22 protein-coding genes are annotated in these 26,028 nt (G+C 37.4%); 14 read left to right on the forward strand and 8 right to left on the reverse strand.

The window, feature by feature from the left end; genetic code table 11:
• Positions 1–101: 101 nt before the first annotated feature.
• Complete coding sequence (gene ggt / locus R2R28_RS24140) at positions 102–1,823, reverse strand: gamma-glutamyltransferase (protein WP_316828219.1); 1,722 nt, start codon at positions 1,821–1,823, stop codon at positions 102–104.
• Entirely contained in the window at positions 1,795–3,570 is a 1,776-nt protein-coding gene (locus tag R2R28_RS24145; RefSeq protein ID WP_316828220.1) for a long-chain fatty acid--CoA ligase, read from the reverse strand. The genes ggt and R2R28_RS24145 overlap by 29 nt, the downstream gene beginning before the upstream one ends.
• A gap of 256 nt (positions 3,571–3,826) precedes the next feature.
• Between R2R28_RS24145 and R2R28_RS24150 the strand changes: the two genes are divergently transcribed.
• Positions 3,827–4,291 (forward strand): hypothetical protein, encoded by a 465-nt coding sequence (locus R2R28_RS24150; RefSeq protein ID WP_316828221.1) that lies wholly within the window; start codon positions 3,827–3,829, stop codon positions 4,289–4,291.
• A gap of 204 nt (positions 4,292–4,495) precedes the next feature.
• Here R2R28_RS24150 and R2R28_RS24155 read toward each other — a convergent pair whose 3' ends face one another.
• Positions 4,496–6,274: a peptidase M61 gene (locus tag R2R28_RS24155; protein WP_316828222.1), complete on the reverse strand. Its 1,779-nt coding sequence runs from the start codon at positions 6,272–6,274 to the stop codon at positions 4,496–4,498.
• 420 nt (positions 6,275–6,694) lie between these two features.
• Between R2R28_RS24155 and R2R28_RS24160 the strand changes: the two genes are divergently transcribed.
• From R2R28_RS24160 to htpG, 11 genes are all read left to right on the forward strand, one after another.
• The gene (locus R2R28_RS24160; RefSeq protein ID WP_316828223.1) at positions 6,695–7,792 is read left to right on the forward strand and encodes an efflux RND transporter periplasmic adaptor subunit; all 1,098 of its coding nucleotides are present in this window, start codon (positions 6,695–6,697) and stop codon (positions 7,790–7,792) included.
• 2 nt (positions 7,793–7,794) lie between these two features.
• Complete coding sequence (locus R2R28_RS24165) at positions 7,795–10,905, forward strand: efflux RND transporter permease subunit (RefSeq protein ID WP_316828224.1); 3,111 nt, start codon at positions 7,795–7,797, stop codon at positions 10,903–10,905.
• A gap of 1 nt (position 10,906) precedes the next feature.
• On the forward strand, positions 10,907–12,217 hold the full coding sequence (locus R2R28_RS24170; RefSeq protein WP_316828225.1) for a TolC family protein: 1,311 nt from the start codon (positions 10,907–10,909) through the stop codon (positions 12,215–12,217).
• A gap of 261 nt (positions 12,218–12,478) precedes the next feature.
• The gene (locus tag R2R28_RS24175) at positions 12,479–12,628 is read left to right on the forward strand and encodes a hypothetical protein (protein ID WP_316828226.1); all 150 of its coding nucleotides are present in this window, start codon (positions 12,479–12,481) and stop codon (positions 12,626–12,628) included.
• A gap of 621 nt (positions 12,629–13,249) precedes the next feature.
• Entirely contained in the window at positions 13,250–13,660 is a 411-nt protein-coding gene (locus R2R28_RS24180) for a hypothetical protein (protein ID WP_316828227.1), read from the forward strand.
• A 5-nt stretch (positions 13,661–13,665) separates the two neighbouring features.
• Complete coding sequence (locus R2R28_RS24185) at positions 13,666–14,076, forward strand: hypothetical protein (RefSeq protein ID WP_316828228.1); 411 nt, start codon at positions 13,666–13,668, stop codon at positions 14,074–14,076.
• Between the two features lie 8 nt (positions 14,077–14,084).
• Positions 14,085–14,504: a hypothetical protein gene (locus R2R28_RS24190; protein WP_316828229.1), complete on the forward strand. Its 420-nt coding sequence runs from the start codon at positions 14,085–14,087 to the stop codon at positions 14,502–14,504.
• Positions 14,505–14,662: 158 nt separating this feature from the next.
• Positions 14,663–15,526, forward strand: a complete 864-nt coding sequence (locus R2R28_RS24195) for an N-acetylglucosamine kinase (protein ID WP_316828230.1) — start codon at positions 14,663–14,665, stop codon at positions 15,524–15,526.
• Between the two features lie 115 nt (positions 15,527–15,641).
• A complete protein-coding gene (locus R2R28_RS24200) occupies positions 15,642–16,034 on the forward strand; it encodes a PleD family two-component system response regulator (protein WP_025144091.1) in 393 nt (130 codons plus the stop codon).
• Positions 16,035–16,121: 87 nt separating this feature from the next.
• Positions 16,122–16,859, forward strand: coding sequence for a DUF4241 domain-containing protein (locus tag R2R28_RS24205; protein ID WP_316828231.1), 738 nt, complete (start codon positions 16,122–16,124; stop codon positions 16,857–16,859).
• Positions 16,860–17,157: 298 nt separating this feature from the next.
• On the forward strand, positions 17,158–19,044 hold the full coding sequence (gene htpG / locus R2R28_RS24210) for a molecular chaperone HtpG (RefSeq protein ID WP_410479195.1): 1,887 nt from the start codon (positions 17,158–17,160) through the stop codon (positions 19,042–19,044).
• Positions 19,045–19,333: 289 nt separating this feature from the next.
• Here the strand turns inward: htpG and R2R28_RS24215 are convergent, their stop codons facing one another.
• Together R2R28_RS24215 and R2R28_RS24220 are read right to left on the reverse strand one after the other, a co-directional pair.
• Positions 19,334–19,828 carry a type I restriction enzyme HsdR N-terminal domain-containing protein gene (locus tag R2R28_RS24215; protein WP_316828232.1) on the reverse strand — a complete coding sequence of 165 codons (495 nt, stop codon included), beginning with the start codon at positions 19,826–19,828 and terminating at the stop codon, positions 19,334–19,336.
• 21 nt (positions 19,829–19,849) lie between these two features.
• The gene (locus R2R28_RS24220; RefSeq protein ID WP_316828233.1) at positions 19,850–20,224 is read right to left on the reverse strand and encodes a hypothetical protein; all 375 of its coding nucleotides are present in this window, start codon (positions 20,222–20,224) and stop codon (positions 19,850–19,852) included.
• A gap of 385 nt (positions 20,225–20,609) precedes the next feature.
• Here R2R28_RS24220 and R2R28_RS24225 point away from each other — a divergent pair, with 385 nt between their 5' ends.
• Positions 20,610–21,353: a LytTR family DNA-binding domain-containing protein gene (locus tag R2R28_RS24225; protein ID WP_316828234.1), complete on the forward strand. Its 744-nt coding sequence runs from the start codon at positions 20,610–20,612 to the stop codon at positions 21,351–21,353.
• Positions 21,354–21,419: 66 nt separating this feature from the next.
• Here the strand turns inward: R2R28_RS24225 and R2R28_RS24230 are convergent, their stop codons facing one another.
• Together R2R28_RS24230 and R2R28_RS24235 are read right to left on the reverse strand one after the other, a co-directional pair.
• Complete coding sequence (locus R2R28_RS24230) at positions 21,420–21,563, reverse strand: hypothetical protein (RefSeq protein ID WP_316828235.1); 144 nt, start codon at positions 21,561–21,563, stop codon at positions 21,420–21,422.
• A 55-nt stretch (positions 21,564–21,618) separates the two neighbouring features.
• Positions 21,619–21,768: a hypothetical protein gene (locus R2R28_RS24235; protein ID WP_316828236.1), complete on the reverse strand. Its 150-nt coding sequence runs from the start codon at positions 21,766–21,768 to the stop codon at positions 21,619–21,621.
• 145 nt (positions 21,769–21,913) lie between these two features.
• Between R2R28_RS24235 and R2R28_RS24240 the strand changes: the two genes are divergently transcribed.
• Positions 21,914–23,029, forward strand: coding sequence for a sensor histidine kinase (locus tag R2R28_RS24240; protein ID WP_316828237.1), 1,116 nt, complete (start codon positions 21,914–21,916; stop codon positions 23,027–23,029).
• On the opposite strand, the gene R2R28_RS24245 is transcribed toward R2R28_RS24240, so the two are convergent.
• Positions 23,026–25,827: a thiopeptide-type bacteriocin biosynthesis protein gene (locus R2R28_RS24245; RefSeq protein WP_316828238.1), complete on the reverse strand. Its 2,802-nt coding sequence runs from the start codon at positions 25,825–25,827 to the stop codon at positions 23,026–23,028. The genes R2R28_RS24240 and R2R28_RS24245 overlap by 4 nt on opposite strands.
• Positions 25,828–26,028: the final 201 nt, after the last annotated feature.

Consider the following 26,028-nt stretch of genomic DNA (forward strand, 5'->3'; position numbering starts at 1 on the left):
GATGAAAGAATAAAAGAAAAACAGTTCATTATATTGATGTTACTCAAGTGTTTTTGATCCGGCAAGGCTGCCCTGATTTTTCGTGTTAAGAGATGATTTTGTTACCAGCCAACGGCTTTGTCATCGCCACGTGGATCGGCACCACCCTGATAGTTCCCCCACTTGGTTTTTAAGATGGCATCAACCCTGCCAATTGCTCCTCTGGGTACAATTTTATAACCTTTTGCTTTTAATTTTTCAGTCGATACACTATCAATCGCATCTTTTTCTACATATACTTCATCAGGCAGCCATTGATGGTGAAATTTCTTTGCAGCAACAGCTGATTGCATAGACATATCGAAATCAATTACATTTATAATGGTCTGGAATACAGAGGTAATAATGGTCGATCCTCCTGGTGTACCCACCACCATAAATAATTTTCCATCTTTCTCTACAATAGTAGGCGTCATAGAACTTAACATTCTTTTATTTGGCGCAATGGCATTTGCTTCACCTCCTACCAAACCGTACATATTTGGCGCACCTGGTTTAACCGAAAAATCGTCCATTTCGTTATTGAGTAAAAAACCCGCACCCTTTACTGCCACCAACGATCCGTAAGAGCCGTTTAAAGTAGTTGTGATCGAAACAGCATTACCATCACGGTCTACAATAGAAAAATGTGTAGTTTCTTCATGTTCTGCTCCCTTTATTTCACCCGCCAATACCTCTGTGCTGGGTGTAGCTGCCGCCCAGTTAAAATTTGCCATACGGTTTTGGTTATAATCTGAGCTTAACAGTTGTTGTTGCGGTACTGCGTAAAAGTCAGGATCGCCTAAATGTGTTGCACGATCTGCATATACCCTTCTTTCGGCTTCTACAATTACCTGAACGGTAGAATCGGCATTATGGCCCCACTTTTTTAGGGGAAATTTTTCTACACTTTGTAATAACTGCACAAGGGCAATGCCACCGCTTGATGTTGGTGGCATGGTAATAATTTTATAACCCCTGTAATTACCGGTAATGGGTTTACGCCAGGCCGAATGGTAATTTTTTAAATCTTCTTTTGTGATTAATCCTTTTCCGCGTTGCATTTCAGCCACCACCGAATCGGCCACTGCGCCCTCATAAAAACCTGCCCTGCCTTTTTCCTGAATGAGTTTTAAAGTATTGGCCAGTTCTGTTTGAACCAGTACATCATTTTCCTGCCAGGTACTTTCCAGGTTGACAAAAGCAGTTCCTGCGGGGTTAAAATCCATCAATTTTCGGTGGAGGCTATTTAATTCGCTTGCCTGGCGTTTTGTAATTTTAAAACCGCGTTGTGCCAAATCTATCGCAGGCTGTATTACTTGCGCCCAGGAAAGTTTGCCGTATTTTTGATGTGCTTCTGCCATGCCATCAACTGACCCTGGAACACCGGAAGCCAAATGGCCATAAAGACTTTTATCTACAATCGGGTTTCCGGCAGCATCGAGATACATGTCCCTGCTTGCTGATGCAGCCGCTTTTTCTCTGAAATCTAAAGTATTAATTTCGCCGTTTGCACCACGGTAAACCATAAAACCACCGCCGCCAATATTGCCAGCATTCGGATAAACCACAGCAAGCGCAAACTGAACAGCCACCGCTGCATCAACAGCATTACCTCCCTTTTTTAAAATATCTATCCCAACCTGCGATGCTTCCGGATGGGCCGAAACCACCATACCGTTTTTATATTCGCCACTATTGTTTTTCCCCAGTTGACCAGTTACGCAACCAGCCAGTAAAACCACCAGGGTTAAGGAAGCTAAACAATTTTTAAAATTATTGAGGGGCTTTATAGTTTTCTGCATCCTTGTATATTTTTTCGATTACCTCATTATTTTTTTCGGTAATTACTTTTCTTTTTAAACTTAATTTCGGGGTAAGTTCGCCTCCATCTATACTCCATTCTTTTGGTAACAGCGCGAATCTTTTTACCTGCTCCCACTTACCAAAGCCAACATTGGCTGCCTCGATCACTTCATTATATTTGGCAAGTACCTGTTCGTTTTTAATCACTTCTTCGTTGGTGGTAAAAGTTATGCCCTTTCTGCCTGCCCATGTTTTTAAGGTTTCGAAATTTGGAACGATCAGGGCTGAAGGGAATTTCCTGTTTTCGCCCAATACCATAATCTGTTCGATAAATATCGATTCTTTATATTTATTCTCCAGCATTTGTGGCGCCACATATTTACCACCAGCTGTTTTAAACATTTCTTTTTTGCGGTCAGTAATTTTTAAGAAACGGCCATCAACCAACTCGCCGATATCTCCGGTATGGAACCAACCGTCTTTATCTACAGCTTCATCGGTTAAATCAGGTCGGTTGTAATAACCTTTCATTACCTGGTGACCACGGGTTAACACTTCACCATCTTGTGCAATCTTAACTTCTACCCCTTTAATTACTTCACCAACGGTTCCGAACATGGTTCCACCGAAGTGGTTAACGGTAATTACCGGTGAGGTTTCGGTTAAACCATAACCTTCGAAAACAGGCATACCTGCTGCCCAGAAAATTCTGGCTAAACGTGGGTTTAGTGCAGCCCCACCTGAAACAATTACCACAATTTCACCACCAAGGGCTTCCTGCCATTTTTTAAAAACCAGTTTACGGGCAATACCAAGTTTAAAATTATACCAGGCACCTGCATCAATGGTATATTTTTCGGCCAAAGCCACCGACCAGAAGAAGATTCCTTTTTTAACACCTGTTAATGCCTTTCCCTTTTCCATAATCTTATCGTACACTTTTTCGAGCAGACGCGGAACGGTAGAGAATGCATTGGGTTTTACATGCTGAATATCGGCCACAATGGTATCCATACTTTCGGCATAATAAATAGCGGTATGGTTGAACAGATAGAGATAAATGATCATCCGTTCGAAAATGTGCGACAAGGGCAAAAAGCTCAAACCTTTTTTAACACCATCAGGCATTACCACGGCTGAGTTTACAAAGTTCGCCACTAAATTATCATGCGTTAACATTACTCCTTTGGGGGTACCAGTAGTTCCGGAAGTATAAATTAAAGTTAAGATATCTTCGGGTGCAACCCTGGCACGGTATTCATCGAGGTCAATGTCTGTACTGGCTTTGCCCGATTCGATTAATGTATTCCAGTTTTCGGCTTCGGGAATTTCGTTAAAGCTATAAATTTTGATTTCAGAATTTACCGCATCAGCGCAAGGTTTTATTTTTTTATATAGTTCTTCGTCGGCAACAAAAATGATGGTAATCTCTGCATCTTTTAATATAAATTCAATGTCGTGCTCGGCAAGGGTTGGGTATAATGGAATCTGGTAGGCTCCAATCTGGTTAGCTGCAAAATCTGCAATATTCCATTCAGGCCTGTTATGCGACATTACCGCTACCCTACCGCCTTTTGAAATACCTTGTTTAATTAAGCCACGGCTCAGGTTATCTACGGCAGCACAAAAATCGCCTGTACTATAATTTATCCATTTTCCATTAATTTTTCCGCTGATGAACTCCTGCTGTGGATTTTCGAGGCTATACTTCAAAAGATCAAAAACCCGTTTAATTTCTGCCGCCATATGAATTGTATAATATTTGGTTAAGTTAAAAATTCAATCTCAAAGATTGATGTCAATATCTCTTTTTAATGAAAATAATACTTCGCAATCAATAAAACACTGCATTACCTCCTCCTAAAAAAATATTTAAATAAACTTAGCAATTACAAAATTACTATGCAAGCATTGTTTTTTATCATTTTAGATTTTGACCAAAAAAACATAAACGGCATTAAAGTTGTTAGGCAGGTAATTATTTTACAAAAACATTTAAATTATGAAAAAGTTATTTACAATTTTAGGCTGCATTGCATTATTTGCCATTACGACTACAAACGTTAAAGCTCAAAACTATAAAACCGGAATTGGTTTAGGTATCGATTTTGGTGATGGTGCTACTTTGGTTGGTCCTTCCATCAGACATCATTTCAGTTCAAAAGCTGCGATTCAAGGCGATGTTTTATTTGGCGGAAACTCTACCGTTCTCCAGGCTTTTCTTCAATATAATTCTTCTATCCCGGGAGCTAAAGGTTTAGATTGGTATTTAGGTGGTGGTCCCTCATTACAATTGTATGATGGTGGCTCTAGCTTTTATTTAGTACCAATGGTTGGTTTAGATTATAAATTCTCAGGCGCTCCTTTAGCTTTGGCTTTAGATTGGAGACCTAGGCTATATATTGGCAGCAATGATAGCGATTTTAACGCCGGAAGATTTGGTTTAGGGTTTAGATATACTTTTTAGCAGAACTTGTTGAACGGAGCGCGTTTGGCGTTGAAAGACTAAAGTTGAAAGTCAAAAGACTAAAGCTGAAAGTCAAAAGCAGATAGTCAAAAGACTAAAGCTGAAAGTCAAAGCATAAAAAATCCCGTAAGAAATTCATCTTACGGGATTTTTTGTTTGCAGTAATAATCAACTGCTAACTGAAAACTTTTAACTGCTAACGAACTAAACGCCTGTCCATTTTTTTAACACTGCTTTTTGCGCTGGTGTTGCATTTTCGTTTACGGTTGCTTTTAAGCGTACGTTTGGATTTTCTTTTAAGGTTAAAGAAATTTCTTTTTCAAGTCCATCGCGTTTAACTTTTAGCTTTAATACGTCGCCGATGTTCTTTTTGCCTACTAACGGAATTACATCTAAAGAAATTAACGGACTTTTTAACCTCACGGTTGATAAGGCATCACTTAAAGAAGTATCATCTAAACTGAGTACCACATCATTTACGTTTAACCCACTAATCCAGGCCGCAGAATTCCTTGTTGTAGAAGTAATAACCAAACCATCGTTGGTTAACTGACCAGAAGCACCAGTAACCGGTTTACCTGGCGTAGCATTTTCTGTAGCAACATCAACCCCGGCATAACCGAAGTATTTTACATATTCAACATCATCTACACCGTTCACATATTTTGCCCAGAAATTAGTAAAACTAATGCCTGATATTTTTTCAACCATTGCTTTAAACTCCGCATCGGTATAACCGCGTTTTAAAGTTTTGCACTGTAAATACATGGCTTTCATCACATCATCTAAACTTTTGGCGCCTTTTGTGGCGTTAATAATTTCAAGATCCATTAAAATACCAATTACCTCACCTTTGTTATAATAAGAAATGGAATTGTTTTTTGAGTTCTCATTCGGGCGATAACCGATAATCCAGGCATCGTAGCTTGATGAAGCTGCAGATTGATATTTAGCTCCCGGTGTATTTAATACGGTACCAACACCTCCGGCAAGATCTTTCAAAAACTCGTTTACATCGGTAAAACCAGCCCTGTGCAGGTATTTATTTTCGTAATACGAAGTAAAACCTTCTGCTACCCAAAGGTTGGTGGTGTAATTTTCGTTATCGTAATCAAACGGACCTAAAGCCACCGGACGTAAGCGTTTAACATTCCAAAGGTGATGATATTCATGCGCCACCAAACCTAAAAAACCTTTGTAACCTTCAGCTGTATTATATGCGTTTCTGGTTGCACCTAAAGTGGTCGAATTTAAATGCTCCAAACCACCTCCGCCTTTTAAGAAATTATGTACAATAAAAACGTAGTGTTTGTTTGGGTTTTCACCATAAACTTCTGTTTCTTTTTCTACAATTTTAGCCATATCTACTTTAAGTTTTTCCTTATCGTAGTTACCGCCACCATACATGGCTACTTCATGGCGAACGCCTGCTGCTGTAAATTCGAAAACATCCTGGTTACCCACTTCAATAGGGCTATCATAAAGAATATCAAAATCACTGGCTTTATAAGTAAACTGTTCGCCAGCAACGGGCACTAAACCGGTTGATACTTTGCTCCAGGTATTGAAGGGAACAATTTTTACGGTACTTGGTGATTTAATCATGCCAGCAGGATGCATAAAAATCCCTGTTGGAGATAAGAAAGCATGCGATTCATCAATAAAAGGAGTACGCACCGAGATTTCGAATGCATAAACACGGTAATTTACCTGAATATTTGCTGCTTTAGCAGAAAAAATCCTCCAGGTATTTTTACTCACCTTTTCTACTTTAACTGTTTTCCCCCCAGCTGTAGCTTTAAATTCTTCTACGCTTTTTTCGAATTCGCGCACCAGATAAGAACCTGGTGTCCATACCGGCATTTTTACATCTACATAATCTTTTGCCAAGCCAGAAATATTCATCTGTACTTCAGCATAGTGTGCCTGTGGTTCTTTAAAAGAAACCTCAAAGCCTATTTTTACCTGCGCCTTCGCTGCCATAATACACGTTAGTAGTAAAACTAAACTTAAAATTGATTTTTTATTAAACATATTCACTGTGTTTTGCCACAAATTTATATTTATTGATGAGGTTTTGGAATAAAATAGCTAAATGTGGTGTAAAATAGTTGTTTCCGTCAGATTGGTTAATGGTTGATGATTGATGGTTTTTTAGCCAAATCAATCCTAAAAAATCAATTTGCTTTCTTACCTCTAACTAAGTTACGGGGATATAAAGAGCAATTACATGGTATTAGCCGATGGATTAACTCCAAACTGAAAACTGCCAGCTCCAAACTGAAAAAGCTGTAACATCCTTAATACAACAAATTTAGGACTAAACTATTTGAATATTTTTACGCTCTAATCTGGCGTTAATTTGATTTTAATGTCCGGAATACGCACAACACAAATATAAACATGAAGAAAAGGTATATTATCTATGCTGTTTTGGCCATAGGCTTGGCTTATTTAGTCTATTACAGAATTAACGCAAACAAAAAAATTGAAGGAAAAGGCGGGGCATCTTCAGGGGCAGGAAAAGGTAAAGGAGGTGGTAAAGACGGGAAATCGGCACCACTTGTGGTAGATGGTATTGTGGTAAAAACAACATCATTTGATAACGACCTGGAAGTTACCGGGGCCATTGATGCCAACGAATCTGTTGTACTTAAAAGTGAGGTTTCGGGATTAGTTACCGGTATTTTTTTCCAGGAAGGTACAACTGTATCAAAAGGAAGCGTACTGGTAAAAGTAAACGACAGGGATATCCAGGCACAATTGCAGGATGCACTGACCAAGCAAAAGCTTTCGGGCACAAATGAAAACAGGGCAAAACAACTTTTGGCCAAAGGCGCCATCAGCCAGGAAGAATACGATACTTCATTAGCCGATTTAAAATCGTTACAGGCACAGGCTCAACTCATCAGGGCACAACTGGCCAAAACCACAATCCGTGCCCCTTTTACAGGCAGAGTAGGTTTACGCAGTATTTCGGCGGGAACTTATTTAACCCCAGCTACAGTAATTGCCAACCTGGTAAGTACCAATCCGGTTAAAGTTACTTTTTCCGTTCCGGAGAAATATGCCGGACAGATTAAAATAAATTCGGAAATTACCTTTACCACCGATGGTTCTTCTAAAGAAAACAAAGGTAAAGTTTACGCCATAGAACCGGGTATAAATGCCGCTACCAGAACACTTCAAATCAGGGCATTGGCACCAAATGCAGATAATGTTTTATTACCAGGTTCATTTGCGAAGATCAAACTGGCGTTAAGCACCCTTCAAAATGCCATTCTGATCCCTAATGAAGCAGTAGTACCGGTTTTAAAAGGTAAAATCGTGTATATCCAAAAAAATGGAACCGCACAGGAAGTGAAGGTTGAAGCCGGGACCCGTACCGATGAAAATATTGTAATTACTTCAGGATTAAAAGTTGGCGATACGGTTTTAACCACCGGATCGATGGCTTTAAAGAAAGATGCTCCTGTAAAAGTTCATTTGGTTAAAGAATAATTATGAGTATCTCAACCACGAGTATAAAAAGGCCTGTTCTGGCCATTGTGATGAATTTATTGATTGTCCTTTTTGGGATAATCGGCTATACCTTTCTGGGGGTACGCGAATACCCATCTATTGACCCAACAGTGGTTTCGGTAAGAACATCTTATCCTGGTGCGAACTCGGATATTATCGAATCGCAGATTACCGAACCTTTAGAAAAATCGATCAACTCCATTGATGGAATCAGGAATATTTCATCATCCAGTAACCAGGGTACCAGTAACATCACCATCGAGTTTAACCTTGATAAAAATATTGAAGAGGCAGCCAATGATGTGCGTGATAAGGTATCGCAGGCTGCCCGTACTTTACCTAAAGATATTGATGGTTTACCGGTAGTAAGCAAGGCGGATGCAAACTCAGATCCGATTTTATCAATGACCATCCAGAGCGACAAGCGCAATACACTGGAGCTGAGTGATTTTGCCGAAAACGTAATTGCAGATCGTATCCAAACCATTCCAGGAGTAAGTAGTGTACAAATTCAGGGTCAGCGGAAATATGCCATGCGGATCTGGATGGACCCCAATAAACTGAGTGCTTATGGCTTAACCTCGCAGGATATTGTTACCGCTTTAGATAATGAAAACGTAGAACTTCCTTCGGGAAAAATTACGGGGGCAACCACAGAACTAACAGTAAAAACCCTGGGAAAACTGACTGATGAAAACCAGTTTAATAACCTGATCCTGAAAACAGACAGCAACCAGGTGATTAAGTTAAAAGATGTGGGTTATGCGGTTTTGGGACCAGAAAATGAAGAAACCATTTTACGCGAATCGGGCAAACCCATGGTAGCCATTGCCATTATTCCACAGCCTGGGGCAAATTACCTCGACATCAGTAAAGAGTTTTATAAACGTTTCGATAAATTAAAGGCCGATATTCCACAGGATATTAAGCTGAAAGTGGCCTTAGATAATACCTTATTTATTAAACGTTCGGTTACCGAAGTTGCCGAAACCATCGGTTTATCTTTGGTGTTGGTTATTTTGATTATCTACCTCTTTTTCAGGGATTGGGCCATTGCTTTCAGGCCATTAATCGATATTCCGGTATCGCTGGTCTTCACGTTCTTTATCATGTATGCCTTTGGTTTTTCGATCAACGTATTGAGTTTACTGGCCATTGTACTGGCTACCGGTTTGGTAGTGGATGATGGTATTGTGGTTACCGAAAATATCTTTAAAAAGGTAGAAGAAGGTATGTCGCCATTTGAGGCGGCTATAAAAGGATCAAATGAAATCTTTTTTGCTGTAATTTCCATTTCCATTACGCTTGCGGCGGTATTTTTACCCGTAATTTTCTTACAGGGTTTTGTGGGCCGTTTGTTTAGAGAGTTCGGCGTGGTAATTGGCGCAGCGGTACTGGTATCAGCCTTTGTATCCCTTACTTTAACCCCGATGTTAAATGCCTACCTGATGAAAAAAGGTGGCCATAAGCCTTCCAGGTTTTACAACTGGACAGAGCCATATTTCGTAAAGTTAAACGATGCCTACGAATCAAACCTGAACAAGTTCCTGGATAAAAGGTGGCTTTCTATCCCAATTATTCTGGTGTGTATGGGCTTAATTTTCTTGTTCTGGAAGATATTACCGAAAGAAACCGCCCCTTATGATGACAGGAGTGCGATAAACATCAATGCCACCACTCCAGAAGGTGCATCGTTTGCCTATACCGATCAGTTTATCATGAAACTGAACCAGCTGGTGATTGACTCCGTTCCTGAAAAAAACGTTAATATTACCATTACCTCACCAGGTTTCGGTGGTTCGGGATCTGTAAACTCTGGTTTTGTAAGAATGGGTTTAACTGATCCTGAAGATCGTGAGCGTTCGCAAAAAGACATAGCGGATATGCTCACCCGGATTACAAAAAAATATACGGAAGGTAAAACCATTGTTAACCAACAGCCTACCATTTCTGTTGGCCGGCGTGGTGGTTTACCCATCAGTTATATCATTCAGGCACAGAATTTCGAAAAACTAAGGGAGAAAATTCCATTGTTTATGGATGCGGTATCGAAGGACCCCACTTTTACAGTATCGGATGTAAACCTGAAATTTAACAAACCCGAAATTAACCTAACCATTGATCGTGATAAGGCTAAAAACTTAGGCGTTTCTATTTCAGCTATCGCCCAAACCTTAAACCTTGGTTTAAGCGGGCAAAGGTTCTCCTATTTCTTCATGAATGGTAAACAATACCAGGTAATCGGTCAGTTTGATCGTGGCGACAGAAAAGATCCATTGGATTTAAGTTCGGTTTATGTTCGTAATGATAAAGGCGAACTGGTACAACTCGATAATGTGGTTACGGCTAAAGAAGAAAGTAGTCCGCCGCAATTATACCGGAACAACCGTTTTATTGCCGCTACTGTTTCAGCAGGTTTAGCACCCGGTAAAAGTATAGGCGAAGGAATTGATGCCATGGATGCTATTTCTAAAAAGGTACTGGACGAAACTTTCTCAACGGATTTAAGTGGAGAATCGCGGGATTTTAAAGAAAGTTCTTCAAACACTTTCTTCGCATTCGGTTTGGCCCTCCTATTGGTTTATTTAATCCTTTCGGCACAGTTTGAAAGTTTTAAAGATCCCATCATTATCATTTTAACAGTCCCAATGGCCGTTGCCGGTGCATTTTTATCGCTGTGGTTATGTGGGCAGAGCTGGAATATCTTTAGTCAGATCGGTACCATTATGTTAATTGGTCTGGTAACCAAAAACGGTATTTTAATTGTCGAGTTTGCCAACCAGTTAAAAGAAAAAGGCATTGCTATCCCCCAGGCCATCCGCGAGGCTGCTGTTTCGCGTTTACGCCCAATTTTAATGACCAGTTTGGCCATTGCTATTGGCGCTTTACCTATCGCCTTAGCTTTAGGTGCCGCTGCAAAAAGCAGGATGAGTATGGGAACCGTAATTGTGGGCGGAACATTGTTCTCTTTGGTTTTAACCTTATTTGTAATCCCTGCGATTTACTCTTACTGGGCAAAACCATACAAACCAAATAAAGAATTAAAAGAAGCCCATCGTTTTGAACAAGAAGCTTTACACACAGAAGAATAAGATGAGCAAAAATTTGAAAATATTGATCCTGTTGCTAAGCTTATCGCTTTCGGGTTTTGCACAGGAAAAACTGAGCTTACAAGAAGCGATTACTGTTGCTTTACAGAATAATTACGACATCAAAATCAGTAAAAACCAGATCGATATTGCAAAAAACAATGCCAATATCGGTAATGCAGGTATGTTGCCTAATTTAACAGGAAGTTATACCAATGGTGGAAGTATCCAGAATACACGTCAAACCCCTGCAACTGGTCCTGACCGGGTAATTACGGGCGCAAAAAGTACCAATAACAGTTATGGTGCCGATTTAAACTGGACCATTTTTGATGGTTTTAGCATGTTTGCCAATTACGACCGTTTAAAAGAATTACAAAAACAGGGTGAACTTAACTCACGCTTAACCATATTAACTACCGTTGCTGATGTAATTACGGCTTACTATGATGTGGTAAGGCAACAACAACTGGTTATCGCGGCAGATAGTGCCATGGATGTTTCGGTTTTGCGTACCAATATAGCCAAAACCAAATTGCAACTTGGCCGTGGCTCTAAACTCGACGTATTAACCGCTCAAGTTGATTATAACACTGATACATCAAATTACCTGCAAACTAAAAATGCCTTACAAGTGGCTAAAGTCCGCCTAAACCAGTTGATGGTGAGGGATATTGGAACCACATTTTCTGTAGAGAATAGTATTGAGGTAGATAAAGGAATTCTGTTTTCTAAAATGGCCGAACTGGCTGAGCAGCAAAACCCGAATGTACAAAATGCCTTTATCAATCAGCGCATTGCATCTTTAACTTTAAAATCAGTGCGTGGAGCAAGATACCCATCCATCAGTTTAAATTCTGGCTACAGCAGGGCAAACAGCACCAGCCCAACAGGTTTTAACCAGAAATTTGCCGCAAACGGATTTACCTATGGGGTTACTGCAAGCCTTAATTTATTTAACGGTTTTTTACAACGTCAGCAAGAACGCAATGCCAAAATAGAGATCGATAATTCTACCCTTACTTTAAGTAAAACGAAGCTTGATGTAAATTCGCAATTGCTCACCGCATACCAAAACTATAGCACTTATTTAGATCTGATAAAGCTTGAACAACGAAACGTTGATATTGCAAAAGAAAACCTTGATATTACTTTGGCAAAATACCGTTTAGGAAGCATTGCGCCATTAGAACTAAGAGAAGCACAACGTAATGCCATTGATGCACAAAACCGTTTTATCGAAATGCAATATCAGGCCAAAATAGCCGAAACCAACTTAAAAGCAATTAGCGGGAATATAAATTTAGGGAATTAGATTAGTTCATTGGTTCAATAGTCATTTGTTCATTGGTTAGCATGGTGTAGAGATACTTTGTTATGTAAAACTTTTATATTAAAAATTCATCTACCCATCAGGCATTCGTAATTGAAAATTGCGGCTTAAATATTTGTATTTCTCATTTCTTCTTGGTAATTTAATTACTGGTTAATAACTATTGATTTATCCTGAGATCAGTAAATTGTAACCGAAAAAAATTAAAGCCCAATTCCCTGTTGAGCAATTATTGTTTAAACTATGGAAAATGGACTAATTAACAGTCTTAGAATGCGTTTTGCAATACTGCAGAATCAACCTTTAACAGGAGGTATCTTTGCCAAAAACCTGCGCATTTCCGATAATGGCAGTGGCGAGCTGAGCCTCTACGGCGATTTTACCATTCCTTAAAAGTATTGGATTTAACCACTAATGGCGCACCCTACTTAAATAGCTTAATGACTTTTACCCAACATGTGATTTCGAATAAATTAAGAGGTGGCGGGTATAAGAGTGGGGTTATATTCTTTTAATATAACGCTGCTAAAAGGGCTTTCAACTTACAAAAGAATCATACTTATTCTATTCGTTATAACTTTAACTTTACAATTAACGTATTACAAATTAATATATTAAGCCAGTTAAAAGGAAACGATTTTGTATTAGCTATTGTTGATAGTGTTGGTTATCAGTTTACCGATCATTATGGGAAACGACGAGCATCTGGAGGGCTTACAAAATCAGATGGTGGACCAGCAACTGTTACTTATAATACTTGGCAAAAAAATAAGTATGCCGGTGCTCATGAATTTTTTCATACTATGGGATTGGATGATATTGAAGATAGCGATAAGAAAAATAGATTAATGTATCATTTGGGTAACAATACTGGTTACGCAATATCAGATACCGAAAGGGGGGATATAATGCATTTTATCATGCAGAATCTCAAAGATATGATGAAAAGCACATATTCTAGCCCCAATCGCAATACTGCAATTTTATTAAGAACGTTTTTAAATGATCCGACAAATGGTTTCAAATACAATAAAGATAAGCTTAGGTAGTCTATTATTTTTTGTAATAATGGCATGTCTAAACGACTCAGAAAATAATACGAGGGTAATAAAAAAAATAACTGTTGACAGTTGTAAGTTTTACAAATATGATGCCCGTCAAACTATATCTAATCTTAGTTGCTATAATTGCCATGTTAAATTAGAGAAAAGGCTAGATAATAATATCGCAACATTTAGTGAATTATCTGCAATGGATAGCTTAAAACTGATTGACTATGCTTTTACTAAAAGACATAATGGAGATTATGGTAAAAAGGGAGCATTTAAAACATCCAAGATGGACAGTTTAAGTGAATGTGAAATCAAGAACGCGATACAATATATAAAAAATTATAATAGAAATATTCCAATGTCAAACCAATAATTGTTATGGTTTCAAATACAATAAGGCTAAGTTTAGGTAGTTTGTTATTTTTTGCAATGTTGGCGTGTACTAACAAGTCAAAAAATACCGAAAACATTGCAGTCAAAAAAAAAATTGATGCTACTTGCAAATATTATGCATATGATGCCCAACAAACTGTTTCTAACCTTGGTTGTTATAACTGCCATGTTAGAACTGATAAAAGACTATTTGAAATACCAACGTTTAGTGAATTATCCATAATGGATAGCTTAAAACTAGTTGATTATGCCTTTACCAAAAAGCACAAAGGGAATTATAGTAAAAAAGGAGCATTTAAAACATCTAGAATGGATACACTTACTGATTGTGAAATAAAAAGTACCATACGCTATATAAAAGATTATGAAAGAAATATCGTAATGCCTACTCAATAATCCGACCAATGGATTCAAATACAATAAAGCAAAGTTTAGTTAATTTATTGCTAGTTGCAATTCTATCATGCACAACTAAACCTAAAAAAATAACAAAAATGTCTATCACAAAAAAAGTGATTGATACCTGTAAATATTATGCATATGATGCTCACCAAATTGTTTCTAATCTTGGCTGTTGGAACTGTCACCTAAGAATACTACCGGAACAAAAAGATGACCGGGGGTGGGCTACTTTTAATGATTTAGCAATAATGGATAGCTTAAAGCTTGTTAATTATACTTTTACCAAAAAACATAAAGGCTGGTATAGTAAGACAGGGACATATAAGGAAGCAAAAATGGATACATTGACGGACTGTGAAATAAAAAGTGCCATTCGTTATATCAAAGATTATGGAAGAGATATTCCTTTGCCTAGCCAATAGTGTTAATTAAAATTATTTAATCAGTTTACATTGGCAAAGTATTGATAATCGGAAATTTACTTTTATTTACAAATTAATCTCTTTCCTAAAACGGTTTAACAGAAGTAAAGAAATTATTGCAATCATAAAATTCTGTAATTAATTTTTATATTTAATGCATGATACTTGTTGCAGATAGTGGCTCATCAAAAACAGATTGGATGGGCTATCATAATGGCGAAACCATTAAATTTAGCACTCCCGGAATAAACCCTTATTTCTTAAGTGAGCAGGAAATTACCAAACTGATAACTAAAAATGAATCCCTGATCCAATATGCCAGTGACGTTAAGGAAATTTACTTTTTTGGCGCCGGTTGCTCCTCACCTGATAAACATGAAGTAGTTTCAAATGGCTTATCTGCTGTTTTCGAAAACGCTTTTATCTCTGTAGATCATGATCTTTTAGGCTCTGTATATGCCACCTGTGGAAATGCTGAAGGTTTAAACTGCATTTTAGGTACAGGCTCTAATATCTGTTATTTTGATGGCAAGAAAATCCACGATGGCCACCACGGCCTGGGTTATGTATTGGGCGATGAAGGCTCCGGCACTTTTTTCGGCAAAAAAGTACTTTTAAGCTATTTATACAATAAAATGCCTTCCAATTTAGCGGCAGAGTTTAAAAAAACCTTTCCTTCCGAAAAGGAACAAATTATTACCAATGTTTACCAAAAACCTTTCCCTAACATTTATTTAGCCGGGTTTAGCCGTTTCATGGCCAACCATAAAGATCATCCATTTATCCAGGATATCCTTCGCACTGGTTTTCAGGAATTTGTAGATACCAATGTGAAAGATTATCCAAAACATAAAAGTGTTCCATGTCATTTCGTGGGTTCAATAGCCTATTATTATCAGGAATCATTAATATCGGTTTTACTCGAAAATGGTATTGAACCTGGAAAAATCTTACAGAAACCGATTGACGAACTATTTAATTTCATTCTACAAAAAGAAGGCATTGTACAACAGGCAAGCTAAAACGGCAATCTATTTTCGGAGAACTATAAATTTATTGTTAAAATATTCTTAAGATTGTAAACATAACAACACAAACTATTGTTATATTTTTATAGCATATAAATTGCTAGCACATATGAAGAGAATACTGGTAGTAGACGATGACATTGAGGTTTTAGAAACCATACAATTGATACTGGAAATCGGGGGCTTTAAAGTCTCGGCACTTAGTGATGGAGAGGAAATTTTTAACAGGATTGAAAATTTTAACCCGGATTTAATTTTACTTGATATTTCTCTTGGCCATATAGATGGGCGTGTATTATGTGAGCAGTTAAAATCGATTGAAAGTACCTCTAAAATTCCGATTCTGTTGATTTCGGGTTTATACGATCCAAAAGATTTTACAACGCTAAACTATGGTCAGGATGATTTCTTATCAAAACCATTCCAAATGGATGTGTTGCTTAAAAAGATTTCGAAAATCCTATCATTAGAAGAAGACAAACCAAGTTTTCATTTGAATTAATTTTAAAAGAATCAAAAATATTTAGCCGGGAAGACCTTAAATTTTCCTGGCTTTTTTATTTTTATCCCATAATCTATTTAAAACATCATGAAACTAAGTGAGCAGTGGTTAAAAACCTGGAATGAAAAACGGAACCTCCTGGCCTGTCCTAACAACCTCAACGATTATTTCGAAGAAACGGAAGTAGCTGGCAAAAAGATCGATCATCTAGAACTTGGTAGTGTTTCCATCCCAACAGGTGACATTTTAGTCCGCGATCCTTTAGTCTACATTCAAAACGATGCCGAACCATACCTGATCAAAGTACCAACAGGCGAATTTCCGGTAACTGCTGCTGTAGTAATACCTGATGATGATGATTGTGCCCGTTACGCAGCCGTTAAGGTACAATTTACTGCTTACGATGCCGTCAGGTTTGAAGAAGCATTAATCGGAACTGAAGATCTTGCTGATTTTAATGAAGGTGAGTTTTTCGGATTTAATGTAGATGCTGGTTTAGGTTGTGTTTTGGATAAGGAAACTTTAAAACATTTCTGTGCCTTTCAGGACAAATTCCATAGCGAAAATTCGGGTAAAAATCTTTACGATGATTATTTCGCTGTACTTTTTGCAGCTAATTACGCTGAAAATCCAATTTATCAACGTGAAGCCGGCGACTGGATCAATTGGAAAATCCCCGGAACAGATTACCATATTCCATTTTTCCAGAGTGGTTTTGGCGATGGCACCTACCCTGTTTATTATGGTTTTGATGTTGAAGGCAATGTATGTTCGTTGATTATTCAGTTTATTGATATTGAACTTGCTTATAGTGAAGAGGAATAAAAAATTTGGAAGGGAACTTTATTAGTGATCTGTGAGGACACATACCACAGAATCAGGACACAGACCACGGACGAGTGTTAAAAGAGCAGCGTCATCTCGACCGAAACGCAGTGGAGCGGAGAGATCTATCTCGAGGCAGATTTCTCGATTTCGTTGCACTCCGCTCGAAATGACGATCGCGTCTTACCTCCACCATCTTACATTTTTCCATTTTACATTCATACTGTCATTTTGGCAAACAAATCCTTTTGGAACAAGCCTTGTTATGCAGGATATAGATTAAACAATTTATTTACATATGAGCATACAGGAAAAAGGAAATATCTCCATACATACCGAGAATATCTTCCCGATAATTAAGAAGTTTTTATACTCTGATAATGAAATTTTTCTTCGTGAATTGGTTTCTAACGCTGTAGATGCGGTTCAAAAAATCAAAAGACTAGGTTCATTAGGTCAGTTCAACGGCGAAGTTGGCACACCATTGGTGCAGGTTGCTGTTGATAAAGAGGCAAAAACCATTACCATTAGCGATAACGGTTTGGGTATGACTGCCGAAGAAATTAAAAAATATATCAACCAGGTTGCATTTTCTGGCGCAAGTGAGTTTGTAGAGAAATTTAAAGACGCTAAAGATGCCAATGAAATCATCGGTAAATTTGGTTTAGGTTTCTATTCGGCTTTTATGGTGGCTGATTTAGTTGAAATTCAAACTTTATCTTACCAGGATGGCGCTGAACCGGCACGTTGGGTTTGCGATGGCAGTACCGAATTCGAAATTACCGAGGGTGTAAAAACCACACGTGGTACCGATATCATCCTGCATGTAAACAAAGATTCTGAAGAATTTTTGGAAGAAAGCAAACTTCAGGAAATATTAGATAAATACGCTAAGTTTTTACCTGTTCCGATTAAATTTGGCACCAAAACAGAATCTGTTGAAGATGGTGTTGACGAAGAAGGTAAAGCAAAATACAATGATGTTGAGGTTGATAACATCATCAATACTACTAATCCAATCTGGACAAAAGCTCCTGCAGATTTGTCAGATGAGGATTATTTAAGTTTTTACCGCGAATTATATCCATTTAGCGAGGAGCCATTATTCTGGATCCACCTTAATGTTGATTATCCATTTAATTTAACTGGTGTATTGTATTTCCCTAAGTTGAAAAACGACTTCGAAATGCAACGCAACAAAATCAAACTATATTCTCGCCAGGTTTTTATTACTGATGAGGTAAAAGATATTGTACCGGAGTTTTTAATGTTATTGCATGGGGTAATCGATTCACCAGATATTCCATTAAACGTATCGCGTAGTTTCTTACAGGCTGATAGTAACGTTAAAAAGATCAACAACTATATCACTAAAAAGGTAGCTGATAAATTAGGCGAATTGTTTGCTAAAGACCGTAAAGCTTACGAAAACAAATGGAAAGACATAGGCATGTTTGTAAAATACGGCATGATTAGCGAAGATAAGTTTTACGATAAAGCCAAGGATTTTGCTTTAGTTGGAAACACCAAAAACGAACTTTTCACCCTTCCTGAATATAAAGAAAAGGTATCTCCTTTGCAGACTGATAAAAACGGTACAGTGGTTTATTTATATACCAATGATGCTTCTAAACAGGATGCTTTTATCCAATCGGCCAATAAAAAGGATTATGACGTTTTGGTTTTAGATTCACCGATCGATAACCACTTTATTAACCAGTTGGAGCAAAAATTAGAAAAAACATCAATTAAACGTGTTGACTCTAGCGTTGCAGATAAATTAATTGAGAAAGACGAGCAAAATGAGCACGTTTTAACTGAAGATCAGGTAAAAGAGGTGACTGTCATTTTCGAAAAAGCCATCACTAAACCTGGTATGCAAGTAGAGATTGTAGCATTAAACCCTGAAGAGCTTCCTGTAACCATCACTATGGATGAGTTTATGCGCCGTATGAAAGATATGGCTGCTATGGGCGGTGGAATGGGCTTCTACGGCCAGATGCCAGACAATTACAAGGTTGCCATTAACGGAAACCATAAGTTGATCAGCAAGATCTTAAAGTCTGATGAAGCAGAACAAAGCACATTAGCTAAACAAGCTGTAGATTTAGCACTATTGGCTCAAGGCATGTTAACCGGCGCGGAACTAACTGCTTTTGTAAGCAGAAGTGTGGAGTTGATTTAACCAGATAGTATAGAATAATAAGATAAAGGGTGTTCGGAGAAAATCCGGACATCCTTTTTTTTTTGCGCTGAGCGAGTAGCGTTTGGCGACAGGCGTTTATGATCATCTTCCTAAAATTAACGCTATTCAGTTCGCAATTGGCGGTTTACAGTTAACCGATTTAAACAGTTAACCTTACCCTGTTTACCATTAACCTATCTAATTCCAATTCACAAAAAAAGTCCCAATCGATTTGACCGGGACTCTTTTAATGCATTCAGGAAGGTTTAATTTCCTGAAGAATATTGTTTTAGCTTGCTAGCGGAGCTTGTTTATGATCTACATTGAAGTAATCTTTGTGATCTTCGATCATTTTTGCAATGGTAGCTGCTTTGGTATCGGTAATTTTAAATTCGAACAATGGTTCCTGATTTTTCTTTGACCTCACCATTTTCTCTGTGTAAAAGCGATATACTAAACCGTTGGTTAATAAGCCATATTTAGCTTTTGTTTTACGGAAATACTTAGATAAGCGAGAATCGTGGATATCTAAATTATCGTTATGGTGTTTACACTCTACCAAAATCGTTGGCTCACCATCTTTCATAATGGTATAATCAACCTTTTTGCTTTTTTTAACACCAAAATCTAATACTGCCTCAGATTGAACCTCAGAAGGATCAAATCCTAAGATTTGGATAAAAGGCATTACCAAAGCGTTCCTTGTTAAATCTTCAGATTGAACTTGTGGAAGCATTTTCTTGATTCTTACGGCAAATTGCCCTATTTCGTCTTTCAATTCCATGTTATATATCTTTTATAGGTGTTAGTTTTTTAAATTATACTGATTAAATACCGAATTTGCTGTGATAATGATCTGATCTAAACTTTGTTTATCAAAAAAGTTCCTGTTCAGCATATCTACCATGTAAGTCAACTTGTTAATATCAGTTGCTTTCATCGTAAACTGAAAGCTTTTTAATCCATCTTTAATGGCTTGTTGAACATAATTGCGAACAACCAAAAAAGATTTTCTGAATGCATAATCGCTGTCAAGCTTTCCGTTTACAAGGCTTGGAACATCCAAGTTGCTGTATTCGTTTTGCATTCTCTGATACATATCGGCGTTGATTCCCTGGCTTTTAAGAATCCCCTTGTAATAGATTTTGTTAAGTAAGTACTCGTATTCGTTGTGTTTCATTTGGAGGTAGATAGATGTAGGGGGGAATATTTCTTGTTTTTCGGTATTTCTTTTTTTTAATGTTTTAGTAAAATCTTTAACCCAGTGTTGTATGGCCTGTTTTTATTTTGCTATCCACAGGCTACACAATAATGGGCAGGTAGATGTTTTAATTTAATCAGGGGCTTTTAACCCGCTGATTGTTTTGTTTTTGGCAAACAGTTTAAAGATTACAAAAAGAAGTGTGTTGAGTAATTTTTTTACATCAACCCCGCAGAATATTACACGAAACCGGGAAGTTTTTTAGATGAAACGGATTCAAGATTTTTTTTAGCCCATTTGCTAAATCAATTCATTTTTATTTAACTTGCATTCAAATCAAATCAAAACAAACATATTTAAAATCATGAATCTAAAATGCGTTGTTATAGACGACGAGCAACATGCAATTGAGGTGCTAACTGACCATATTGCAGAAATGCCGGGGCTAACCATTTTTAAGACCTTTACCAGCCCAGTGCAGGCACTTATGGAGATCAGCATCGACGATGAGATTGATTTATTGTTTATGGATATCGATATGCCTGGCATCAATGGTTTAGAACTTGCCAAAAATATCAGGGAAAAAGCAAAATATTTAATTTTCACTACCGCCCATCCTGATTATGCTTTACAAGCATTTGATGTACAATCAGATCAGTATTTACTTAAACCCATTTCGTTTGCAAAATTTGCTTTGGGTATTGACCGTATTTTAAAGAAAGAGGCTAACAATGCTAAAGTTACCACAAAAGAAACTGAGCAGGTAGCAGCACTTTATATTAAAGGTGATCATAAATACGCTTTTTCAAACATCGCGATTGACGAAATACTTTACATTAAAGCTTTACAAAATTATATCCAGATTATCACCAAATCTGAAACCCACACCACCTATCTTACACTTAAAGAGATTGAAAAAGCCCTGGAAAGCCATGCTTTTATAAGGGTTAATAAATCGAATATTGTTGCTAAATCAGCAATTAAAAAGGTAGATGGAAATATTATCCGTTTGGTAAACAATGAAATGATACAGATTGGCGAAGGTTATAAAGATGCTTTCTTTGCCTATGTACAGAGCAGTTTACTCAAATCGAACCGTAATCAGTAATAGATAGCATCAATCCAGCTGATCCATTACGATGATCTCCTGTTGGAATAATACTTAGTTCGAAAACTAAAGACCAATAATAATAAAACTTGTCATTACAGTGTGGCTTTGATCTCCTGTTGGATTGGTTGAGTAAGCATTTTGAGCTTTGATGTTTTTATAAACAAAAACAGTTTTTTTAGAAAGTTTGATAGTGTTTTGAGTTTTCATGGTATTAATTATTAAATATGCTGATATAATTATTAAAATAAGTTAATTATGGAAATTAAAATTCCATGATAAAGCTTGTCATTGCACTATGGCTTTGATCACCTGTCGGACTAGTTGCATAGCTGTTTTGAGCTTTAATATTTTTATAAACAAAAACAGTTTTTTTAGAAAGTTTTGCTGAAGTATTTGTGTGTTGAGCTTTCATGATATGTTGTATTTAATTCTTGTTATTATCGTTGTTATTAATTTTCTGTAAAGATGCACCTGAAAACCACACGCAACCACTTTTTTACACAAACACCTGCTTTTGGGAGATAAAAGCCCCATTTAAATAGATTTAATAGAAAAAAATGAACTTTTTACACTTAAAAATATTCTACGAAAAGTATAAGTTTCACCTGTTAGTATGGAGTCTTTACATCGTTTATGAGGTATTTATTCTTGGCTTAACCACCAATAGATTCAGAGAACCGGGAGCCTACCTACTTGTTTACATCGTTAATATTTTAACATTTTATACCTATGGTTTTTTACTGAAAAGGATATTAAAAACGGGATCAAATGCTTTAAAAATTTTAAAGGTTACCATACTCATTGCAGTAATAATTTCTGCATACGTAGTTTCTACATTTCTGCTTATTATCCTATTCGAAAAAATAAGTTTAATTAAAGCAAACCCGGCCAGATCTTTTGACCGGGAATTGATATTATCATGCATCTATCGTTCAATATTATTTATTGGTTATTCTACGGGTTATGTTTATATCATTAAATCATTTCAGGATCAAAAGAAGGTTGAAGCACTGGAAAGACTGAACCTGATTACCCAACTTGAAAAACAAGCTTTAGAAAACGATTTGGTACAATCGCAAAACAATTACCTGCGCAGCCAGATTAACCCCCACTTCTTATTCAATACCTTAAACTTTATTTATAACGACGCCCGTAAAAAGGCACCAATGGCAGCAGACGCTATTATGAATCTTGCTGAAATGATGCGTTATGCATTAAAGCGTCCTGAAGCATCAGAAATGGTTCCTTTAAGCGAAGAAATTGAGCAAATTGAGCATTTAATCAATCTTCATAAACTCCGAACGGCTAACACGATTAATCTGGAACTTGAAGTAACGGGAGATTTATTTGGGTTAAGGTTTCCACCCCTTATTTTATTAACTTTAGTTGAAAACATATTTAAACACGGAAATGTTTCGCATTCTACCCAGCCTGCGTTAATTAAAATTGTTTACGAAAAAGATAACCTCCATATCAGCACCATCAATATGATCAACGATAATAAAGGGAAACAGACTGAAAGTCATCATGTTGGAATTGAAAATATTGGTAAGCGCCTGAATAATTTTTATGGAGATAATTATGTTTTCAGGTATTATAAAGACCCGCTTAACCGTTATTTAACCGAAATTGAGGTAACTGTTGTTAACCCAATGGCGAGGTTAAACCGTTAATTGTTGATGGCATTTTGCCGCTGGATATCTTTTAAGAGAAAATAATACATGACCATTTCGTGCGTACGCTGGTCTTTATTAAAAAGCCTGTTTACATGCATGTGCATTAAATCGCTAAAGAGTTTAGCGCGTTTCTCTGGTACAACCTGCTTAAGGGTATTGATGAAAGAGGCTAAAAATTGTTCGAATTGACGCTCCTGTTCTGAAGTAAGTGCACTAAATACCGTTTTTCTGAACTGCTGGTAATGATTATTAAGCTGTTTAAAATCGGCAGCATCCAGGTGATGTTCGCGGTTAAAGGAATCGGATAAAGACCTGATTATTTTTCCTGCTGTTTGTTGCTCAAACAATCCTGTTTTAATCATCTCTGCCACCAGGACCGAGCAAAGTTTATATTTATCAAAATGTTCGGGCTGTGTTTCGAAAAGAGACAATACAAATTCACTGTCGGAAGCAAAATGCGTTTCAACCTGCTCAATCATATCGCTGCCATAGCGTTCGAGTTCGCGCTTATAAGTTTTAATCTGCACATCAGATACCAGTCCGGAATTTAAGAATATGGCCAAATCATCCATCAGGCTCGAAGTGAGCGACTGCACTTTAATTTTATCGTTTAACAATAGCCTAAACCTGATATGGTTTCCATTTTCGTTGTAGCGGATAAAAAACCAGGATTTAATATCATTTGCGTGATTTGCTAAAAAAGACGCCATTACTTCAGCCAGAATCTGATCAGACCTTTGCTGATGGCAGTAAATTTCGAAATAAAGCCATTCTGTTCCCGGCAGGAAATAACGGGTAACCTGCGTATGTTCGGCCTGAGGAAATAAACCACTATAAATTTTATCCTGGTGGTTGATATTTAAAATAAACTGCGCCAGATAAGGCTTATCTGATTCATCCACCACGATGCTGTTATTTGGCAGGTTTACTTCTTCGATATATAATGTAGTATGCTTTTGAGTATATTGAAGAAAAGCATTTAAATCTTCGTCATTATGTAAGGCAAAACAAAGGGTTTGATCGGATACTCCTGCTTTAAAATAATTACTCACGCCTATTTTTTCAAGATGGGCACGACAAAGGGCAATCGGCAGGAACTTTTGGTCTTTACCTAAAAGATCTTCTTTTTTAATTTTCCACTTGCAAGGGCTTAATACGATATTTTGATATTGCAAACGAGGGTAATAATCGAGATCAGGAAACAAGCTATCAAGCGGTAGGGAGAGACTGGTTACCAATCCCTGGTGTTGCAAATCGCACAATAACCTGAATGCAGAAAGATCGGAACGGGAATAGTTATAAGCAGAAGCCATTCGGGGTACCAGACGCATATTTAAGCGCTTAGAACGGAGTACAACCTCTGTACCTTTTATAGAAAGTTGAATATCATTTAGGCTAAGTGGATTGGCGGAGGTATCAAAATTAAGAATGGACAATTGATGGCCGTAAATAAGCTTGCGGCGGTTTACATTGTCAATATTGGTTTCTACCATATAAGCTACATCAAAAAACAGCACGTCAGGATTGGCTTCCTGTTCGGCATTGGCAATGCTTTTGGCATATGTTTCAACGGCTTCATCGGCCATGGTAAACCTACCCATCAACGCGCTTGCAGTTGTTCCGCCTATTTGCTCGGTAAAAATTAAATCATCGTGTACAGTTATGAGCATGCTGAACGAATTTGGCAATGGCCTTGGATTTTCGTTTAACTTTATAGCAAGTTTGTTCAAAAACAGGGGACTACCTTTTTCGAAGTTTTGCAGGCTAAGGCTGTTTTTTAAAGCGGCCTTAATGCTATCGGTATTGTTCTCTTTTTGACCCGGCTTATTATTTAATTTGGAAATCAAATCGTCGTTTTCGCCAGTTTGTTCTAGCTGATCATAGCCAACTCCCATTTCCGGATCGAGTGCCAGTAAAAGCGGTACTTCCTGATCTTCGAATTTCTTTTTAAACCTGGTGATAAACTGGCTCAGGGCTTCGCGATTGCCGTTGGGCAAAATGCCATGAAGCGTTTTGATTAATCCGGGAATAGCAGAAAGCAATTGTTCTTTAACATGGCCTGCTTTTACGTCTCTTTGGGCAATCAGGTATTTGGGTAAATCTTCTGTAGTGGTGAGTCCGAGGCGTTGGAAATAGTCTTTTCCAATAATATTAGGATCGTAATTGGTAAAAACAAGTTGCAGATCGTGCATATCCTGAAGCAGACCAAAAAGGTTTTCTACTCCTTCGTCTTTTAAATTCAGCACCTGAATAAGCTCGTTAATACGGATCGGTTTTAAACAGGCAGCTAATATCTGTTTTACAAAGTCATCTTCATCAAGTTCGGCAAGCTCGAAAACGCCATCGGCACATGCAATATAACGAATGCTGTTAAGCGTGAAATAATAACTGCTATTGCTAAACAACATGCAGTTTTTTTTCAATAGATCGGCTAAGGGAAGCTGAATATTGTTTTTGTAAGGCCAATCGACCAACTCGTGGATTTTTTGTTCTTCTTCAATTACAATTTTGCAATCGGATGGTTTAATGGCATCGGTTAATAAACTAAATCCGGCAAATGTGCCGTAAGGTGTAGACCGGAATTTTGCCCTGTTAAAATACTTCCAAATGGTAAAGTACAGCTTTGGTGGAAGTTCGTGCAGTTTATCTGCTTCTACGTCTTTTATTGTTTCGTAAAAGGCAGAGGACGATATGGCAATTGCTTTTTTTAATTCCTCCCAACAATCTGCAAGTTCAGATTGATACGAAAATTTAGGGGTTCTAAAAATTATGGCAGGTTGGATATTAAGCTTCATTGGATTTAAATGGTGGTGAAAATTACAAAGATTAATTTAGATTACCAGTTTTCAGTTCACAGTTGGCGGTTACAGTTAACAGTTCTCAGTTTATGATCAGCTGGAAGTTCAATATGAATAAGGGTAAGGGTTCCCGCAGATTACACAGATTGAAACGCAGATTTTTTCTTTTCCAATTAAATGCATTAGTTCGTACTCTGT

Source organism: Pedobacter miscanthi (assembly GCF_032678605.1).
GTDB lineage: Bacteria > Bacteroidota > Bacteroidia > Sphingobacteriales > Sphingobacteriaceae > Pedobacter > Pedobacter miscanthi_A.